Annotated in this window: 16 protein-coding genes; 13 read left to right on the forward strand and 3 right to left on the reverse strand. The window is 69.6% G+C overall.

The window, feature by feature from the left end:
* The first annotated feature begins 104 nt into the window (after positions 1 to 104).
* The gene (locus tag ACIPQB_RS06745) at positions 105 to 1,550 is read left to right on the forward strand and encodes a glycosyl hydrolase family 28 protein (RefSeq protein WP_446484443.1); all 1,446 of its coding nucleotides are present in this window, start codon (positions 105 to 107) and stop codon (positions 1,548 to 1,550) included.
* Between the two features lie 188 nt (positions 1,551 to 1,738).
* Positions 1,739 to 4,075: a glycoside hydrolase family 31 protein gene (locus ACIPQB_RS06750; RefSeq protein WP_446484444.1), complete on the forward strand. Its 2,337-nt coding sequence runs from the start codon at positions 1,739 to 1,741 to the stop codon at positions 4,073 to 4,075.
* 87 nt (positions 4,076 to 4,162) lie between these two features.
* Here the strand turns inward: ACIPQB_RS06750 and ACIPQB_RS06755 are convergent, their stop codons facing one another.
* The 3 genes from ACIPQB_RS06755 to ACIPQB_RS06765 form a co-directional block, all read right to left on the reverse strand.
* Positions 4,163 to 4,315, reverse strand: coding sequence for a hypothetical protein (locus tag ACIPQB_RS06755; RefSeq protein WP_446484445.1), 153 nt, complete (start codon positions 4,313 to 4,315; stop codon positions 4,163 to 4,165).
* Complete coding sequence (locus ACIPQB_RS06760) at positions 4,315 to 5,235, reverse strand: NADP-dependent oxidoreductase (protein WP_446484446.1); 921 nt, start codon at positions 5,233 to 5,235, stop codon at positions 4,315 to 4,317. The genes ACIPQB_RS06755 and ACIPQB_RS06760 overlap by 1 nt, the downstream gene beginning before the upstream one ends.
* 92 nt (positions 5,236 to 5,327) lie before the next feature.
* Positions 5,328 to 5,681: an L-rhamnose mutarotase gene (locus ACIPQB_RS06765; RefSeq protein WP_446484447.1), complete on the reverse strand. Its 354-nt coding sequence runs from the start codon at positions 5,679 to 5,681 to the stop codon at positions 5,328 to 5,330.
* 117 nt (positions 5,682 to 5,798) lie between these two features.
* Here ACIPQB_RS06765 and fucP point away from each other — a divergent pair, with 117 nt between their 5' ends.
* The 11 genes from fucP (at position 5,799) to ACIPQB_RS06820 (ending at position 19,263) form a co-directional block, all read left to right on the forward strand.
* Positions 5,799 to 7,106 (forward strand): L-fucose:H+ symporter permease, encoded by a 1,308-nt coding sequence (gene fucP / locus ACIPQB_RS06770; RefSeq protein WP_446484448.1) that lies wholly within the window; start codon positions 5,799 to 5,801, stop codon positions 7,104 to 7,106.
* Positions 7,106 to 8,119 (forward strand): zinc-binding alcohol dehydrogenase family protein, encoded by a 1,014-nt coding sequence (locus tag ACIPQB_RS06775; RefSeq protein WP_446484449.1) that lies wholly within the window; start codon positions 7,106 to 7,108, stop codon positions 8,117 to 8,119. Before fucP ends, ACIPQB_RS06775 begins: the two co-directional genes overlap by 1 nt.
* Positions 8,113 to 8,937, forward strand: coding sequence for an amidohydrolase family protein (locus ACIPQB_RS06780; RefSeq protein ID WP_446484450.1), 825 nt, complete (start codon positions 8,113 to 8,115; stop codon positions 8,935 to 8,937). The genes ACIPQB_RS06775 and ACIPQB_RS06780 overlap by 7 nt, the downstream gene beginning before the upstream one ends.
* Before the next feature lie 7 nt (positions 8,938 to 8,944).
* Positions 8,945 to 9,709, forward strand: a complete 765-nt coding sequence (locus ACIPQB_RS06785; protein ID WP_446484451.1) for an IclR family transcriptional regulator — start codon at positions 8,945 to 8,947, stop codon at positions 9,707 to 9,709.
* 100 nt (positions 9,710 to 9,809) lie between these two features.
* Entirely contained in the window at positions 9,810 to 10,850 is a 1,041-nt protein-coding gene (locus ACIPQB_RS06790; protein ID WP_446484452.1) for an aldo/keto reductase, read from the forward strand.
* Positions 10,847 to 11,143, forward strand: coding sequence for a UxaA family hydrolase (locus tag ACIPQB_RS06795; protein ID WP_446484453.1), 297 nt, complete (start codon positions 10,847 to 10,849; stop codon positions 11,141 to 11,143). Before ACIPQB_RS06790 ends, ACIPQB_RS06795 begins: the two co-directional genes overlap by 4 nt.
* A gap of 2 nt (positions 11,144 to 11,145) precedes the next feature.
* A complete protein-coding gene (locus tag ACIPQB_RS06800) occupies positions 11,146 to 12,345 on the forward strand; it encodes a UxaA family hydrolase (RefSeq protein ID WP_446484454.1) in 1,200 nt (399 codons plus the stop codon).
* Positions 12,346 to 12,359: 14 nt separating this feature from the next.
* Positions 12,360 to 13,088 carry an SDR family oxidoreductase gene (locus ACIPQB_RS06805; RefSeq protein ID WP_446484455.1) on the forward strand — a complete coding sequence of 243 codons (729 nt, stop codon included), beginning with the start codon at positions 12,360 to 12,362 and terminating at the stop codon, positions 13,086 to 13,088.
* 27 nt (positions 13,089 to 13,115) lie between these two features.
* Positions 13,116 to 13,970, forward strand: a complete 855-nt coding sequence (locus ACIPQB_RS06810) for a fumarylacetoacetate hydrolase family protein (protein ID WP_446484456.1) — start codon at positions 13,116 to 13,118, stop codon at positions 13,968 to 13,970.
* Between the two features lie 123 nt (positions 13,971 to 14,093).
* Positions 14,094 to 15,815: a PAS domain S-box protein gene (locus ACIPQB_RS06815; protein ID WP_446484457.1), complete on the forward strand. Its 1,722-nt coding sequence runs from the start codon at positions 14,094 to 14,096 to the stop codon at positions 15,813 to 15,815.
* 484 nt (positions 15,816 to 16,299) lie between these two features.
* Entirely contained in the window at positions 16,300 to 19,263 is a 2,964-nt protein-coding gene (locus tag ACIPQB_RS06820) for a TonB-dependent receptor (RefSeq protein WP_446484458.1), read from the forward strand.
* Positions 19,264 to 19,362 lie beyond the last annotated feature (99 nt).

Here is a 19,362-nt window from a genome sequence, read left to right on the forward strand (position 1 = left end):
CCGCCCGGCGGCGAGGATTCGAGCTGTATGGAAGGCGGCGGCGTTCCGGCCGATCGTCACGACATCAAAGCGACGGCGGTCAACCGCCGAGGGGAGGAAAGCGCATGCGGTCTGGTCTTTCACGACGGCGGTCGCGCCTGCTGGCGGCGGTCGCGGCCCTGGCCCTGGCCGGCGGCGCCCCGGCGTGGTCGCAGGCGGTCTCCGGCGCGGCGGCCGACGGGGACCTGCGGATCTATTCGATCCCGGCCAAGCTGCTCTACAGCCACCACAATGACGACTTCACGGTGCGGGTGCGCAAGCCCGGCCGGCCCTGGCGCGATCTCTACGAGTACAACGTCAAGGTCGACCTCGACAAACCGCAGGACGCCTCTGTGGTGCAGTTCGACTTCGCCGGCCGCGTCGAGGTCGCCGTGCAGAAGAACAACGGCGTCTTCCGCCAGGTGGACATCCGTCCCCTCCGCAACGGCGTCAAGCCGACGATCCGCAACGGGATCGTCTATTTCACGCTGGATGCGCCCCAGAACCTGTCGGTCGAGTTCGACGGCGACCGGCTGCACAACCTGCATGTGCTGGCCGGCGGCCTCGACACCCCGCCGGCCCCCGGGCCCGATGTGGTGATCTACGAGCCCGGCCTGCACACGCCGCCCGAGGGGGAGACCTATTTCCCCGTGGCGTCGAACCAGACCATCTACATCGCCGGCGGCGCGGTGATGCGCGGGACCTTCCGGCCGACCGGCGTCGACAATGTCAGGATCCTCGGCCGCGGGATCATCGACGAGCCGGCCGACCAGTTCGTGGTCCACAACTCCAGCAACGTGCTGGTCGAGGGCCTGACCTTCCTGTCGCCCCTGCACGGGACCTTGGCCTGCAGCGGCTCGAACCATGTGCAGTTCCGCGACATCAAGACCTTCAGCGCCGGCCAGTGGTCGGACGGGATCAACATCTTCGCCTGCAGCGACGTCGAGATCGACCGCGCCTTCATCCGCACCTCCGACGACAGCGTCGCCGTCTATGCGACCCGCAAGGAGGGGGTGGGCGACACCCGGCGGATCACGGTCAGCCGCTCGGTGTTCTGGCCGGACGTGGCCCACGCCATGTTCGTGGGCCTGCACGGCGACAGCCAGAAGCCGAACACGCTCGAGCACATCACCTTCAGCGACATCGACGTGCTGGAGCTGGACGAGGACGATCCCGAATACGAAGGCGCGATGGCGATCAGCGCCGGCGACACCAACACCGTGCGTGACGTCACCTTCAGCGACATCCGGGTCGAGCACGTCCAGGAGGGCAAGCTGTTCAACGTGCGCGTGGTCTATAACGCCAAGTACAACACCAGCCCCGGCCTGGCCGTCGACGGCGTGCATTTCAAGGACATCCGCTATTCCGGCGCGGGCTGGGCGGGGCCGTCGATCCTGGCCGGCCTGGCGGCGGATCGTCGGGTGCGCAACGTCTCGTTCGACAATGTCGTGATCGCCGGCCGCAAGCTGAAGGGCCCGGCCGAGGGCGTGCTGGAGATCGGCCCGTTCGTCGACGGCGTGACCTTTAAGTAGGCCGGCGACGCCGGATCAGCCGTATGTGATGCGCCAGCAATTGCCTGTCGCCGCCCTGTCTTGTCTGAGTTATTGGTAGCGGTAACTGAAGGCCGTGAGGCTTTCGGAAACAAGGCCGCCTCGGCAAGGGGCGGCCGCCAAGCAGGGAATCAGGAATGGGACGATCATCGACACGGCCGCTTCGAACGATGCTGGCGAGCACGGCGCTGGCGCTGTGCCTGGCGACCGGGACTGCGGCCGTCGCCCAGGCCCAGCCCGCCGCCGCGGCGGTCGAGCAGGGCGCCGACGGCGTCACCGTGCGCACGGCGACCGGGGCGGTCAATGTCCAGGTCTGGGGCGACGGGATCGTCCGGGTCCGCCACTATCGCGGCGCCGCGCCCGAGGGCGCCAGCCTGGCGGTCAACGCCCCGCGGCCGACCCAGGCGCTCCACGCCCTGGAAACCCCCGACGGCGTCGAGATCTCGACGCCGGCGCTCAAGGTCCTGGTCTCCCGCCAGACCGGCGCGGTGACCTTCAAGGACGCCGCCGGCCAGGTCTATGCGCGCGAGGCGGGCAAGCCGGGCGATGACGGCCTGACGCCGGCCCCGGCGCAGGGCCCGGGACTGTTCCAGGTCCGCCAGGCCTTCGCCTTCGAGGGAAGCCAGACCTTCCTGGGCCTCGGCCAGCACGCCGACGGCGTGCTCAGCCGCAACGGCCGCCACGTGCTGCTGCAGCAGGCCAACACCGACGTCGCCGTGCCGATGCTGTGGTCGACCAAGGGCTATGGCATCCTGTGGGACAACCCCGCGGTCACCACCGTCGACGTCGGCCCGCCGCAGGCCGGCGGCAAGCTGGTGTTTCAGTCGGAGGTCGGGCGCGGGATCGACTACTACTTCATCGCCGGCGAAAATCCCGATGCGGTGATCGCCGGCTATCGGCGGCTGACCGGGGCGGCGCCGATGATGGCGCGCTGGACCTGGGGCTTCTGGCAATCGCGCGAACGCTACGCCTCGCAGGACGAACTGGTCGGCGTCGCCCGCCGCTATCGGCAGATGAACATCCCGCTCGATGCGGTGATCCAGGACTGGCAGTACTGGGCGCCGGGCCAGTGGGGCTCGCACCAGTTCGACCCGGCCCGCTATCCCGATCCCAAGGCGATGATGGACACGCTGCATGGCATGGACGTGCACGCCATCGTCTCGGTCTGGCCGCGCCTCGACGTCGGCCTCGACAACACCAAGGCGCTCGACGCCGCCGGCGCGCTGCTGGCCCCGACCTATCGCAACGTCTATCCGGTCGGTTTCGGCCGCTGGTACGATCCCTATTCCAAGGCCAATCGCGACCTCTACTGGTCGCAGGTCTCCAAGGGCTTCACGCCCCAGGGGCTGGACGGCTACTGGCTCGACGCCAGCGAGGCCGAGCTCGGCGGCGACTGGGGCGAACTGCGGGCCCTGAAGACCGCGGCGGGACCGGGCGGCGAGGTCTATAACGCCTATCCGCTGATGCACACGACCGGGGTGTTCGAAGGCCAGCTGAAGGACGCGCCCGGCAAGCGCCCGTTCATCCTGACCCGCTCGGCCTGGCTGGGCCAACAGCGCAACGCGGCCGTCACCTGGTCGGGCGACATCCACGGCGACTGGGACGTCTTCCGCCGGCAGATCCCGGCAGGCCTGAACTTCGTGGCCAGCGGCATTCCCTATTGGAACACCGACATCGGCGGCTTCTTCGGCGGCGAGCCGGCCGACCCCAACTATCGCGAGCTGTTCGTGCGCTGGTTCCAGTTCGGGGCCTTCACTCCGATGTTCCGCGTCCACGGCACCGGTCCGGCCAAGGAGATCTGGCGGTTCGACGAGCCGGCGCAGCAGATCCTGCGGCGCTCGGTCGAGCTGCGCTATCGCCTGCTGCCCTACATCTATGCGACCTCCTGGCAGGTCACCGCCAAGGGCTACACGATGATGCGGCCGCTGGAGATGGACTTCGCCGCCGACCCGCTGGCCTGGAACATCCCCGACCAGTACCTGTTCGGGCCCAACCTGATGATCAATCCGGTGACCCAGCGCGGGGCCGAGACCCGCACGGTCTACCTGCCTGGCGCGGCGCCCTGGTACGACTTCTGGACCGGCCGGCGGCACCAGGCCGGGACCACGGTCACGGCCGCCGCGCCGCTCGATCGCCTGCCGATCTATGTGCGGGCCGGCGCCATCGTCCCCCTGGGGCCGGTGGTCTCCCACGCCCAGGCGGGCGCCGACGCGCCGCTGGAGATCCGCGTCTATCGCGGGGCCGACGGGGCCTTCACCCTCTATGACGACGAGGGCGACGGCCAGGGCTATCGCCAGGGCCGCCAGGCGACGATCGAGCTGCGCTGGAACGAGGCGGCCCGCACCCTGACCCTGGGTCCGCGCCAGGGCCAGTATCCGGGCATGCCGCGCGAGCGGACCTTCAACATCGTCTGGACAGGCGAGGGGACCGGCGCGGGCCTGGCGACCTCGCCCCCGGCCAAGGTGGTCCGCTATGTCGGCCAGCAGGTGGTGGTGAGCGCGCCTTAAGGGCTCCCGCCGTCCTGCTGTCTGGCGGCGCGAGGCCCGCTATGACGGGTCAAAGGGAAGCGAGAGGCGAACCCAAGCCCCCAAGCTTCAGACCACCGGCCGGCCGTCGTCGGGGGTGGTCGGGGCGCCGGGCGGGCTGTCCGGGGTCGGGAACACCGGTCCGTCCGGGGGCGGCGGGCCGGCCGGCATCTCCGGCGGGATCGGCGGCGAGCGCGGGTCGCGCTGCGGGGGCAGGCTCATCAGGCCACCTGCAGCACGATCTTGCCGCGGACGTGCTCGCGCTCGAGCCGCCGCTCGGCCTGGTCGGAGGCCTCCAGCGGGAAGACGCGGTCGATGTGCGGGATGATGCGGCGCTCGTCGATCAGGCCTGTGATCTGGGCCAGCTGCGCGCCGTCCGGTTCGGTGAGATAGGTCAGGCCCATGGCCTCGCGGGCGGCGGCCTTGGCCTGGTCGGGTTCGCCGACGGTCGAGACCAGCAAGCCGCCGCGACGGACCACGTCCCAGGACCGGTCCTGGGTCTCGCCGCCGACCAGGTCGAGCACCAGGTCCACGGCCCGGACCGCCTCGCGGAAGTCCTGGGCCTTGTAGTCGACCACGGTGGCCGCGCCCAGACCGCGGACGAAGTCGTGGTCCTGGCCGGCGCAGGTGGCGATCACCATGGCCCCGCGGCCGGCCGCCAGCTGCACGGCGAAATGGCCGACCCCGCCGCTGGCGCCGTGGATCAGCACGGTCTGGCCGTCCAGCAGGCCGCCCTGGGTGAACAGCCCCTGCCAGGCGGTGAGCGCGGCCAGCGGCACGGCGGCGGCCTGCACGAAGTCCAACCGGGCGGGCTTGGGCGCGCAGAGCGCGGCGGGGACCGAGACGAACTGCGCATAGCCGCCCTTGTCCCGCGGCAGCATGGCGTAGACGGCGTCGCCCGGCTTCAGCGTCGTCACCGCCTCGCCGCAGCGGCTGACCACCCCGGCGATGTCGCGGCCCAGGGTCAGGGGAAGCTGGTCCTCGCGCAGATAGCCGCCGCGACGGATCTTGTAGTCGACCGGATTGACGCTGGAGGCGCGCACCTGGACCAGGACCTCGTCCCGGGCCGGGTCGGGGGTGGGCAGGTCCTCCAGGCGCAGGACGTCGGGACCGCCGAATTCATGGATCCGCACCGCCTTCATGACAGGCCTCCTGATGTCGGTCGGAAACCCATCGAACCCGATCGGCCCCGCATGGGTTCCCCGCGCGGGCGAAAATCGGACGGCGGCGGCGGTCAGGCGTGGTCGGAAAGGTCGTAGATCTGTTCGGCCGCGATCCACTTCTCGCCCGGCGCGGCCCAGGGCAGCGCCTGCTGGAAGGTCCACATCAGCGTCTCCCAGGCCTGGACGTCGGGATCGGCGGCGTCGGCGGCGGCCTTGGCCTCGGGCGAGAAGCTCGGGCCGGTCTCCATGATCATGAACAGCCGGTTGCCGGTCAGCCAGATCTCCAGGCTCTCGATGCCCGCCGCCCGGATCGACCGGGTCACGGCGGCCGGCGGCCCCCCGGGCGCATGCCATTCCCGGTAGCGCGCGATCAGCGCCGGGTCATCCTTGAGGTCGAGCGCGAAACAGCGTCGCTGGGTCGTCATGCCGATGGTCTCCACCCGCTCGCCATTTTCATATTTGACGAGGCAATTTATCTATGATGCTTTCGTTCCAGACAAACTGCGCCGGGTCAACGGGCGCGACCAGTGAGGAACGCCCGCATGGCCAGCGACACCCACCACCCGAAGACGGCGCTCGCGCCCATGATCCTGATCGTCACCCTGTTCTTCCTGTGGGGCGTGGCCAACAATCTCAACGACGTGCTGATCCCGCACCTGAAGAAGGCGTTCTTCCTGACCGACCTGCGCTCGGGCCTGGTGCAGTCGGCCTTTTATCTGGGCTATTTCTTCCTGGCCCTGCCGGCCGGCCTGGTCATGCGCCGGTATGGCTACAAGACCGCGGTGATCGTCGGCCTGTTGCTGTTCGGCCTCGGGGCGTTGCTGTTCTACCCGGCCGCCCAGGTGCAGCAGTACGGCCTGTTCCTCGGGGCGCTGTTCGTCATCGCCTCGGGCCTGGCTTTCCTGGAGACCTCGGCCAACCCGCTGATCACCGTGCTGGGCGACCCGGCCAAGGCCGAGCAGCGGCTGAACTTCGCCCAGGCCTTCAATCCGCTGGGCTCGATCACCGCCGTGGTCGTCGGCCGCCAGTTCATCCTGTCGGGCGTCGAACCGACCAAGGCCGAGTTCGCGGCGATGAGCCCGGCCCAACTGGCCGCGTTCCAGACCGCCGAGGCCCACTCGACCCAGATCCCCTACCTGATCATCGCCGCCGTGGTGCTGGTCTGGGCGGTGCTGGTGGCGATCACTCGCTTTCCGCACGCCGCCGGCCGTCCCGACGCCGACGAGGCCGACGCCGCCCTGCCGGCCGGCCAGGCGATCTCGGGCCTGTTCGCCCGCCCGCGCTTCCTGTTCGGCGTGGTCGCCCAGTTCTTCTATGTCGGGGCCCAGGTCGGGGTGTGGAGCTACATGATCCGCTACGCCCAGCACGAGATCCCCGGCATGGGCGAGAAGACCGCCGCGGCCTATCTGTCCTGGTCGCTGGTCGGCTTCATGGCCGGGCGCTTCATCGGCACGGCGCTGATGAACCGGGTCAGCCCCTCGCTGCTGATGGCCGTGTTCGCGGCGATCAACGTGGTCCTGACCCTGACGGCGGCCCTGGTCGGCGGCCAGGTGGGACTCTACGCCCTGGCGGCGACCAGCTTCTTCATGTCGATCATGTTCCCGACCATCTTCGCCAGCTCGCTGAAGGGCCTGGGCCCGCTGACCAAGACCGGCTCGTCCTTCCTGGTCATGAGCATCATCGGCGGCGCGGTGCTGACGGCGGTGATGGGCGCGATCTCCGACGTCAGCGCCATCACCTTCGCCATCCTGGTGCCGTCCGCCTGTTTCGCGGTGGTCAGCCTGTTCGGCTTCACCGCCGGTCCCGCAACCCGCGCGGACCTGAAAGCCACCGCCGGAGCGCACGCGTAATGATGGATGTCCTGGTCTGCGCCGCCCCGGGCCAACTGGTCCTGGAGCGTCGTCCCATCCCGGCCCCGACGGAGGACGAGGTGCTGATCCGCGTGCGCCGCGTGGGGGTGTGCGGCACCGACATGCACATCTATCGCGGCACCCAGCCCTTCCTGGCCTATCCGCGGGTGATGGGCCACGAGCTGTCCGGCGAGGTCGCCCAGGCCCCGGCCGGCAGCGGCCTAGTCACGGGCGATCCGGTCTATGTGATGCCCTACATGTCCTGCGGGACCTGCGCCGCCTGCCGCAAGGCCAAGCCCAACTGCTGCATGAACATCCAGGTGCTGGGCGTGCACCGAGACGGCGGCATGGCCCAGTACCTGGCCGTGCCGGCGGGCTTCGTCCGCAAGGCCGACGGGATCAGCCTGGACGAGGCGGCGATGATCGAGTTCCTGGCCATCGGCGCCCACGCCGTGCGCCGCGCCGCCGTCTCCCCGGGACAGTCGGTGCTGGTGGTCGGCGCGGGGCCGATCGGCATCGCCGCGGCGCTGTTCGCCAAGCTCCAGGGCGGGATCGTCACGGCGCTGGACGGCCGCCAGGACCGCCTGGACTTCTGCCGCGACCACCTGGGCGTCGACCATGTGGCGACCCTGGGCGAGGACACGCGCCAGGCCCTGTCCGACCTCACGAACGGCGACTTCTTCGACGTGGTCTTCGACGCCACCGGCAACCCCAAGGCCATGGAGGCCGGCTTCGCCTATGTCGGCCATGGCGGATCCTATGTGCTGATCTCGGTGGTCGGGGCCAACATCACCTTCTCCGACCCGGAGTTCCACAAGCGCGAGGCGACGCTGCTGGGCAGCCGCAACGCCACGCCGGAGGACTTCGACGCCGTGGTCGCGGCGATGCGGGCCGGCAAGGTGCCGACCAAGGCCCTGAACACCCACGCCGCCACCCTGGCGGAGGTCGCCAACGCCCTGCCGGGCTGGATGGAGCCGCAGGCGGGAGTCATTAAGGCGATCGTGGCTTGCTGATCGACGCCCACCACCATTTCTGGCGGATCGGCCAGAACGACTGCACATGGCCGACCCCGGACCTGGCGGCGATCCATCGCAACTTCCTACCCGAGGACCTGGCCGCCGTCGGCGCGCCGCTGGACCTGGCGGGCGGCGTCCTGGTCCAGTCCCAGCCCAGCGACCGCGACACCGACTGGCTGCTGGACCTGGCTGAAGACGAGCCGCAAGTGCTGGGCGTCGTCGGCTGGGCCGATCTCGCCGCGCCGGACGCCCCGGCGCGGATCGCCGCCCTGGCCGAACGGCGCAAGCTGCGCGGCCTGCGGCCGATGCTGCAGAACTTAGCCGACGACGCCTGGATCGCCGATCCGGCCCTCGACCCGGCGATCGACGCCATGGTCGCCGGCCGGCTGTCGCTCGACGCCCTGGTCTTCACCCGCCACCTGCCGCACCTGCGCCGCCTGGCCGAGCGCCGTCCGGACCTGGCCATCGTCATCGACCACGGCGCCAAGCCGCCGATCGCGGCTGGGGAACTTCAGCCCTGGGCCGACCAGATCGCCGCCCTGGCCGAGCTGCCCCAGGTCCATTGCAAGCTGTCGGGCCTGCTGACCGAGGCCGCGCCGGGCGCCGATCCGCAGGCCCTGGCGCCCTATGTCGCCCATCTGGTCGCGGCGTTCGGGCCCCGGCGGCTGATGTGGGGCAGCGACTGGCCGGTGCTCAACCTGGCCGGCGATTACGGCGGCTGGCTCGACCTGGCCCGCACGCTCAGCGGCCTGACGGCGGCGTCCGACCTGGCCGATCTGTTCGGCGAGACGGCCCGCCGATTCTATCGGCTATAGTCCCGCTATGGCCGACTCCGACGATCCCGACCGCCGCTACCGCGCCCCCGCCCTCGAAAAGGGCCTGGACGTGCTCGAGCTCCTGGCCGCGCGCGGCGCGCCCCTGACCCCGTCGCAGATCTCGTCGGCCCTCGACCGTTCGGTCAGCGAGCTGTTCCGGATGGTCCAGGTGCTGGAGTTCCGCGGCTATGTCGCCCAGGCGCCGGGCGGAGACGGCCTGGTGCTGACCGACAAACTGTTCGCCCTGGGCATGACCCGGGCCCCGGTCCGCGACCTGCTGGAGACGGCGCTGCCGGCCATGCGGCGGCTGTCGAACGCCATCGGCCAGTCCTGCCACCTGGCCGTGGCCAGCGGCAGCCAGATGGTGGTGGTGGCCCGGGTCGAGGCCCCCGGCGACCAGGGCTTCTCGGTACGCGTCGGCCGGCGGGGCGCCCTGGTCGAAGCCACCTCGGGCCTGGTGCTCTACGCCTTCCAGCCGGAGCGCGTTCGCCGCGACTGGGCCGAGCGCCTGGCGCCGACCATGGCGCCGGCGGCCTGGAAGGCGTTCGACGCCAAGGCGGCCCAGGCTTGCGCCGACGGCTATGTGCAGGCGGCCAGCGACGTGACCAAGCATGTGCTCGACCTGTCGGTGCCGGTGATGGACGCCGAGGGCGTCGCCGCCGCCCTAACCTCGCCCTATATCGAAACCCCGGCCGCCATTCCCGTCCCCGCCACCATCGCCGCCCTGCAGGCCGCGGCGCGGGAGATTTCCACCGAATTGGGCGGCGGCTGAGCGCCTGAGGCCAAGATCCAACGCCCGCGCGATTGACTTCGCGCGCCCGGAAGCCGATTTTACCAGCAACAACGCTTTTAAAGATAAACGGGCGGAAGCCTTGGCCACCTCAGTCGTTTCCGATCCCCGCCCGCCGGCCGTTCGCCCGGACCCGCTTCCGACTCTCGGCTTCGGGGCCGCGGCGATCGGCAATCTCTACGCCGCCGTGTCCGACGCCGAGGCCGAGGCGACCGTCCAGGCCGCTTTGGACGCCGGCCTAAGCTATTTCGACACCGCCCCGCACTATGGCTTCGGCCTCAGCGAGACCCGGCTGGGCCGGGCCCTGCCCGCCGAGGTCCGAATCTCGACCAAGGTCGGCCGAGTGCTGAAGCCCGCCCCCGACGCCGATCCGGCCGCCGAGCGCCACGGCTTCGTCGGAGCCGCGCCGTTCGAGCCGGTGTTCGACTATAGCCATGACGGGGTGATGCGCTCGTTCGAGGCCAGCCTGAAGCGGCTCGGCCGCGACCGCGTCGACGTGCTGCTGGCCCACGACCTGGGCCGGCTGACCCATGGCGACGACCATCCGCGCCTGTTCCGGCAGTTCCTCGACGGCGGCTACCGGGCGATGCGCGACCTGCGCGATTCCGGCGCGGCCGGGGCGATCGGCCTGGGCGTCAACGAGACCGCGATCTGCGAGGAGGCCCTGGGCCACGCCGATTTCGACGTCATCCTGCTGGCCGGCCGCTACACGCTCCTGGAGCAGGACGCCCTCGACCGCTTCCTGCCGCTGTGCGTCGCCCGCGCCGTGTCGGTGATCATCGGCGGGCCGTTCAATTCGGGCATACTGGTCGAGGGCGTCCGGCCCGGCCGCACCGCCCACTACGACTACGCCCCGGCGCCGCCCGAGATCCTCGACCGGGTCGGCCGGCTGGCGGCGGTCTGCGCGGCCCACGCCGTGCCGCTGCCGGCCGCGGCCCTGCAGTTCCCGCTGGCCCACCCGGCCGTGGCCAGCGTCATTCCCGGCATGGCCAGCCCCGCCCAGGTCGCCCAGGCCCAGGCCTGGCTGGCGACTCCCGTTCCCGACGCCCTGTGGGACGACCTGCGGACCCAGGGCCTGCTGCGGACCGACGCGCCCGCACCTTCTGCTCCGGTGACCGCATGAGCCAGATCCTGCTGCATCCCGACGACAACGTGCTGGTGCTGAGCGCGCCGGTGCGGGCCGGCGACCGGCTGACGATCGACGGCCAGGCGGTGATCGCCTCGGCCGACGTCGGCGTCGGCCACAAGCTGGCCCGCCGCGCCCTGGCGGTCGGCGACAAGGTGCTGAAGTACGGCGCGCCGATCGGCTCGATGACCGCCCCGGCTGCGGCCGGCGAGCACGTCCACCTCCACAACATGAAGAGCGACTACATCGCCAGCCACACTCGGCTGGCGACCGGCGCGGAAGGACATTGACCATGCGCGGCTATCTGCGCGCCGACGGCCGCAAGGGCGTTCGCAACGTCATCGCCGTGGCCTATCTGGTCGAGTGCGCCCATCACGTGGCCCGGGCGATCGTCACCAAGAGCGACGACCCCGACGTTCAGTTGATCGGTTTCCCGGGCTGCTATCCCAACGCCTACGCCCTGAAGGTCATGCAGGCGATCGGCACGCACCCTAACGTCGGCGGCGTGCTGCTGGTCTCGCTGGGCTGCGAGAGCTTCAATCGCGAGGCCCTGCGCACCGCGGTCGAGGCCAGCGGCCGGCCGGTCGAGACCCTGGTCATCCAGGAAAACGGCGGCACCGCCAGCACCATCCAGAAGGGTCGCGAGGCCGTGGCCCGGCTGAAGGCGATCGCCGACCAGACGCCGGTCGTGCCGATGGACGTCTCCGAACTGGTGATCGGCACCATCTGCGGCGGGTCGGACGGCACCAGCGGCATCACCGCCAACCCCGCCGTCGGCCGGGCCTTCGACCGCCTGGGCGCGGCCGGCGCGGCCTGCGTCTTCGAGGAGACCGGCGAACTGGTCGGCTGCGAGACGATCATGGCCGATCGCGCGATCACGCCGGAACTGGGCCGCGAGCTGGAGCTCAGCGTCCAGAAGGCCGAGGCCTACTACACCGTCATGGGCTATGGCAGCTTCGCGCCCGGCAACGCCGAGGGCGGGCTGACGACCCAGGAAGAAAAGTCGATGGGGGCCTATTCCAAGTCGGGTTCGGCCCCGATCGTGGGCATCCTCAAGCCCGGCGACCAACCGCCCACCGGCGGCCTCTACCTGCTCGACGTGGTGCCGGACGGCGAACCGCGCTTCGGCTTCCCCAACATCTCCGACAACGCCGAGATCGTCGAGCTGATCGCCTGCGGCGCCCACATCACCCTGTTCACCACCGGCCGCGGCTCGGTGGTCGGCTCGGCGATCTCGCCGGTGATCAAGATCTGCGCCAATCCCGAGACCTACCGCAAGCTGTCGGGCGACATGGACGTCGACGCCGGCCGGATCATGGAGGGCCGCGGCACGCTGGACGAGGTCGGCGGCGAGATCCACGATCTGGTCCTGGCCGTGGCCGGCGGCCAGCGGACGCTGTCGGAGGAACTGGGCCACCAGGAATTCATCCTCACCTACAAGGCCTTCGACCCGATCGGTCCGGCCTGCCTGCCCCTGCGGCGGGCCAGCTAGAGAGTTCGCGAGACATGGGAAGACTTTCCGGCAAGACCGCCCTGGTCACCGCCGCCGCCCAGGGCATCGGCAAGGCCAGCGCCGAGCTCTTCGCCCGCGAAGGGGCGCGGGTGATCGCCACCGACATCAACGACGCCCTGCTGGCCCAGGTCGAAGGCTGCGAGGCGCGGCGGCTCGACGTGCTCGATCCCGAGGCGATCAAGGCCCTGGCCGCCGAGCTCGGTCCGATCGACGTGCTGTTCAACTGCGCCGGCTACGTCCATTCGGGCACCATCCTCGACTGCGACGAGGCGGCCTGGAGCTTCTCCAACGACCTCAACGTCAACGCCATGTACCGGATGATCCGCGCCTTCCTGCCGGCCATGCTGGAGGCCGGCGGCGGTTCGATCGTCAACATGTCGTCGGTGGCCAGTTCGATCAAGGGCGTGCCCGGCCGCTTCGCCTACGGGGCCACCAAGGCCGCGGTGATCGGCCTGACCAAGGCGGTGGCAGCCGACTTCGTCGGCCAGGGCGTGCGCTGCAACGCCATCTGCCCCGGCACCGTCGAGACCCCGTCCCTGAACCAGCGCCTAGTCGACACCGGCGACTACGAGGCCGCCCGCAAGGCCTTCATCGGCCGCCAGCCGATGGGCCGCCTGGGCAAGCCCGAGGAGCTGGCCCAGCTGGCCCTCTATCTGGCCAGCGACGAGTCCGCCTTCACCACCGGCCAGATCCACATCATCGACGGCGGCTGGATCAACTGATCCGGCCCGCGCCAGCAAGGATTTCCCATGAAACTGCTCCGCTTCGGCCCCGCCGGCCAGGAACGTCCCGGCCTGCTGGACGCCGCCGGCCAGATCCGCGACCTCGGCGCGATCATCGACGACCTCGCCGGCCCGTCGCTGTCGCCGGCGGTGCTGGCCCAGCTGGCGGCGCTGGACCCGGAGGCCCTGCCGCTGGTCGCCGAACCGGGCCGCATCGGCCCCTGCGTGGGCCGGATCGGCAAGTTCATCTGCATCGGCCTGAACTACGCCGACCACGCCGCCGAGAGCAATCTGCCGGTGCCGGTCGAGCCGGTGATCTTCATGAAGGCCACCAGCGCCGTCGTCGGCCCCAATGACGACGTCATCCAGCCGCTCGGCTCGACCAAGCTGGACTGGGAGGTCGAGTTCGGCGTGGTGATCGGCACCGAGGCCCGCTACGTCTCCGAGGAGGCCGCCCTCGACCATGTGGCCGGCTATTGCGTGATCAACGACGTCTCCGAACGCGCCTTTCAGATCGACGGCACCGGCACCTGGGACAAGGGCAAGGGCTGCGACACCTTCGGCCCGACCGGCCCGTGGCTCGTCACCCAGGACGAGGCCGGCGACATCGACGACCTGGCCATGTGGCTGACCGTCAACGGCCAGACCTTCCAGAACGGCTCGACCAAGACCATGGTCTTCAAGCCGGCCTTCCTGGTCTCCTACGTCTCGCGGTTCATGAGCCTGCAGCCGGGCGACGTGATCTCGACCGGCACCCCGCCCGGCGTCGGCATGGGCCAGAAGCCGCCGCTGTACCTGAAGCCCGGCGACGTGATGGAACTGGGCATCGAAGGCCTGGGAATCCAGCGCCAGACGGTGGTCGCCGAAACGCGCGTCGGCTGACAAATTAATCCGCATGCGGTCCGGGACGCCCTAGGTCCGTCCAGGGCCGTATGCGCGGCCATTCCCACCGCCCGCCTTGTCCTGTAGCACTATCGTGACTACGGGGCGGAGGGGGAGCGGCCTTTGTTCAATCTCGCCACGCTGCAGCCGATCCTGCGCACCGCGATCGACGCGGTCGTGGTGATGGACGCCGGCGGCGTGATCGTCGACTGGAACGGCAAGGCCGAACAGGTCTTCGGCTGGTCTCGCGACGAGGTCGTGGGCCGCAATCTCGGCGAGGTGATCATTCCGCCCCGCTTCCGCGAGGCCCATCGCCTGGGCCTGGCGCGCCTGCTGGCGACCGGCCGACAGACCGTGCTGGACCGCCTGCTCGAACTGAGCGCCCTGCGGCGCGACCAGTCGGAATTCCCGGTCGAGCTTTCGATCACCCTGTCCAAGGATGTCGGGTCGCCGCTGTTCCTGGGGTTCATTCGCGACATCTCCGAACGGCGCGAGGTGATGGCCAGGCTGGCTGGCAGCGAGGCGCGGTTCAGGGCGGCCATCGACGCGGTGCAGGGCATCCTGTGGACCAACAGCGCTACGGGGGAGATGGCCGGCGACCAGCCGGGCTGGGCCGCCCTGACCGGGCAGGCGCCGCACGAGTACCAGGGCCTGGGCTGGACCCAGGCCGTCCACCCCGACGATGTCGAGCCCACCCTGCAGGCCTGGACCGCCGCGGTCGCCGAGGGCCGTCCCTTCGTCTTCGAGCATCGCGTGCGGCGGCGCGACGGCGTCTGGCGGGAGTTCGTGATCCGGGCCGTGCCCGTGCCCGAGACCGACGGCTCGGTCCACGAATGGGTCGGCGTCCATACCGACGTCACCGAACAGAGGCTGGCCGAGGCGCGCCTGCGGCAGAGCGAGGCCCAGTTCCGGGCCATGGCCGATTCCGCCCCGGCCCCGGTGTGGATGACCACGGCGGCGGGCGGCATCGAGTTCGCCAACGAGGCCTTCGCCGAGTTCGCCGGCCTCCGCCGCGAGGACCTGCTGGGCGACGTCTGGGTGAGCCTGATTCATCCGGACGACATCCCCGGCGTCCTGGCCAAGCGGGCCGAGGCTCGCGGGAGCCTGCTGCCCTACAGCTTCGAGGCGCGGTTCTACCGCAGCGACGGCGGCTATCGCTGGATGCTGGCCAACGCCAAGCCGCGCTTCGGGCCGGACGGCGAGTTCCAGGGCTATCTGGGCATCGCCATGGACCTGACCGAGACCAAGGCGGCCGAGGCGCGCCAGCGGCTGCTGATCAACGAGCTGAACCACCGGGTCAAGAACACCCTGGCCTCGATCCAGTCGATCGCCCGCCAGACCCTGCGGGTCGGCGAGACCCCGCCGCATGTGCGCGAACGGCTGATCGACCGGCTGCTGGCGATGTCGACCGCCCATGACGTGCTGACCCGCGAGAACTGGGAGGGCGCGGCGATTGACGAAGTCATTCGCCAGGGCGTGCGGCCGTTCGTCGACGAGCGCGAGCCGGGGCGGATCACGATCCGCGGCGGCAATCTGCGCGTGGGTCCCAGCGCCGCCCTGTCCCTGGCCCTGGCCATCCACGAGCTGGGCACCAATGCGGTGAAGTACGGCGCGCTGTCGACGCCGGCCGGCCAGGTGGCGATCGACTGGGACCGGATCGAGGACGACTGCGCCGTCGTGCGCTGGAAGGAAACCGGCGGCCCGCCGGTCAAGCCGCCGAGTCGCAAGGGCTTCGGCTCCAGGTTGCTGGACGGCGGCCTCGCCGCCGATCTGGGCGGCCAGCCGAAGCTGATCTTCGCGCCCGACGGCGTGGAGGCGGTGCTTCCGGTGCGCATCGCCCGGTAGCGGCGACGGCCCTTCGCGACCTCTTTCAAATGTCTGACTATTGTCTTTCGACGTCGGCGCTCCCGGCTTCGCTCGACGGCCGGACGCGACAGTAACGGCGCAGCAACAAAGGCCTGCGCGCCGGGCCATTCCTCCGGCAAATCAATAACGACGGGGTTCTGCTCGCCCTCCTGCCCGGCCGCCTCGGGAGGGTCGACGAGCGGGGCTGCGACCTCGTGTCGCCGGCGCGCGGTTAAATTGTATGATGATTACCTATTGCCATGTTCGAATGATAACGATATCACATTCACACGGCGCTAGAGCCGCCACGTGAGAAACGACCCCCGCGTCACCGCGACGAGGTCGCCCAGGGAGTGAAACCGTCGCGCCGCCAGGCCCGAACATCCGCCTTGTCCGAAGGCCTTCGGCGTCGAACGCCGCCCATTGAAACATGCGTCGCGACCCAACGAGGCGCGGCGTCAACCGAACAAACGGAGGGGACACCATGAACACTTGCAGCAAGATTCACCGCCGGTCCGCGCAGGGCCGGCTCCTGGCCACCGCCTCGATGGTCGCCATGCTGGCCGGCGCCGCGGGCGCTGCCCACGCCCAGACCGCGCCGGCCCCGGCCGCGGCCCCGATCAACGACACCGCCGTCGCCGAAGTCGTCGTCACCGGCATCCGCCAGAGCCTGCAGTCGTCGGTGGCGATGAAGAAGAACACCATGGAGGTGGTCGACTCCATTCGCGCCGAGGACATCGGCAAGCTGCCCGACCCCAACGTCGCCGAAACCCTGACCCGGGTGCCGGGCGTGCAGGGCTACCGCTATGGCGGCGAAGGCGCCTCGCCGGTCGGCGTCGGCTCGGGCCTGACCATCCGCGGCCTGTCGGGTCAGACGGCGTCGCAGGTCGACGGCCGCGTCTACTTCACCGCCGGCGGCAGCGAGTTCAACATCGAAGCCGCCATCCCCGGCATGATCTCGGGCCTGGACGTCTACAAGAACCCGTCGGCCGAGCACATCGAAGGCGGCATCGGCGGCCTGGTCGACGTGCGCACCCGCCGGCCGCTGGACCTGAAGGGCTTCACCGCCAGCGCCGCGATCTCCGGCAAGTACAACGACATGGTCAAAAGCCTGCAGCCGGAATATTTCGGCCTGATCGCCAACCGCTGGAACGTCGGCGACGGCGAGATGGGCCTGCTGCTGGCCGGCAACTACCAGAAGAGCTGGAACCGCTCGGACAACGCCCCCGGCCCCGGCGGCGCCCAGCTGCGCCGGTCGGCCGCGGCCAACAGCAGCGACTGCAGCGCCGCCAATCTGGGCGGAGCCTATAACGCGGCCTTGGCCGGCCGCTCGGACCTCAACTGCCTGATCTCGGTCAGCAACGCCGACGCTCTGGCCATGACCCCGGCCCAACGCGCCAACCTGATCAACTTCGCCGGCGTGCAGGTCAACGAAAACGAGGAGGACATCCAGCGCACCCGCAAGGGCCTCAACGGCGCCTTCCAGTGGAAGCCGAAGTCGAACCTCGAATTCTACGTCGACGGCAACTACAACTCCTACCTCTATCACCAGAGCTACCGGTTCCTGAATTCGAGCGACAGCCGCTATGTCCAGAACCTGACGACCACGCCGTTCAGCACCACCGAAGGCCTGACCAGCCGCAACGCCAACGGCGGCGAGGATGCGGTCCTGGCCGGCCAGCGCTTCGCCAGCGGCACGTTCGTCGGCTCGACCTTCAGCAACACCGGCGGCGAGGAGCACCGGCTCTACAAGACCTGGATCCTGGCTGGCGGCTCCAAGTGGAGCCCGACCGACGACCTCGACCTGAAGCTCGACCTTTCCTACGTCAAGGCCGACCAGCACCAGGACAACCGCGCGGTCGTCATGGTTCCCCGGACCGGCCTGGCCTGGAACACCACCCGTTCGATCGGCCTGCCGCAACAGGTCTCGATCTCGGGTCCGGATCTCGGCAGCCCCGGCACGTGGACGATGCTGAACTACGCCAACGGCACCAACAACGTCTATGACGACGCCGGCCTGGCCGCCCAGTTCGACGGCAAGTACAAGCTGCACGACAGCTTCATCGAGGATATCAAGTTCGGCACGCGGTATTACCGCAAGAAGTCGAAGTTCTATAACTACTCGTTCAACGGCAAGAACCTGACGACCGACGGCCTGGCCCTGACGGCCACCCAGTCGAACGGCATCTTCGCCACCGGCGTCGCGGACCTGGTCAACGGCTCGCACACCAATTGGCTCGGCGGCGACGCCGGCTACAGCGGCGGCTTCCTGACCTTCAATCCCGACGCCCTGCTGGGCGACAACGTCCGCAACCGCTTCCCGCTGGCCGGCATTCCCGCCGAGGACTCGCTGCCGGAAGTCGTGCTGTCGCGCCGCCTGGCGACCGAGGAGACCTTCGCCGGCTACGGCGTGGCCGACTTCAGCTTCCTGAACGACAAGATCCGCGGCAATGTCGGCGTGCGGGTCGTGCACACCAACCTCGACGCCGAGGCCCGGATCACCGACTCCAGCAGCGGCGTGCCGGTCATCGTCCCGAACAAGAGCAGCAACGCCTATACCGACATCCTGCCGACCTTCAACGTCACCGGCTACATCACCCCCGACACCCTGCTGCGGTTCGGCTACGGCCAGGGCATGACCCGGCCCAACGTCGGCGACATCAACCCGACCATTTCGGTCAACAGCACCATCGGCACGGGATCACGCGGCAACGCCGACCTGCAGCCGCTGCGCGCCGACAGCTATGATCTGTCGTTCGAGAAGTACTTCAACGGCACCAGCTATGTGTCGGTCGCGGCGTTCTACAAGAAGATTGACGGCTTTGTTCTGGGCGTGGACAGCTGCCAGACCGTTCCGACGGCGGGCCCGATTACGGCCCAGTCCAACAGCTGCCCGGCCGGTCAGTATCAGATCACCACGCCGACCAACGCCGATCCGGGTACGGCCAAGGGCGTCGAGTTGGCCTTCCAGACCTTCTTCGACTACGATTTCCTGCCACACGTGCTGAAGAACTTCGGCGTCCAGGGCTCCTACACCCACGTCAAGACCGAGCTGCCGGTGAAACTGTCGGGCTCGACCGGCCCGACGACCATCGTCCGCCAGCCCTTCCAGTCCGACGACAACTACAGCATCGCCGGCCTCTACGAGAGCGGCTTCATGTCGGCCCGGCTCGTCTACACCTACCGTTCCGACTTCGTGCTGTTCGGGATCTCGCCCAATCCGATCGATGGGCGCTACCTGAAGGGCTACGGCCTGCTCGACGCCTCGGTGAACTTCAACCTGCGCAAGGACCTGACCCTGTCGCTGACGGCGTCGAACCTCACCAACAAGGCGCCGCAGCGCTATGTGGGCGAGCCCGACCACGGCTACGACACCGACATCCTGCGCCAGGCCTACGCCAACGGCCGCATCTACGGGGTGAGCCTCCGCTACAAGTTCGGCGGCTGATCCCTTTCTTCCATCTCCCCCACTTCGAGCGCCGTCCCCCCTGGGGCGGCGCTCTTTTTCTTGGGCGGAACCTCCAGCCCGCGCGGGGCTCTGGTCGAG

The organism is Caulobacter sp. LARHSG274, assembly GCF_052871235.1.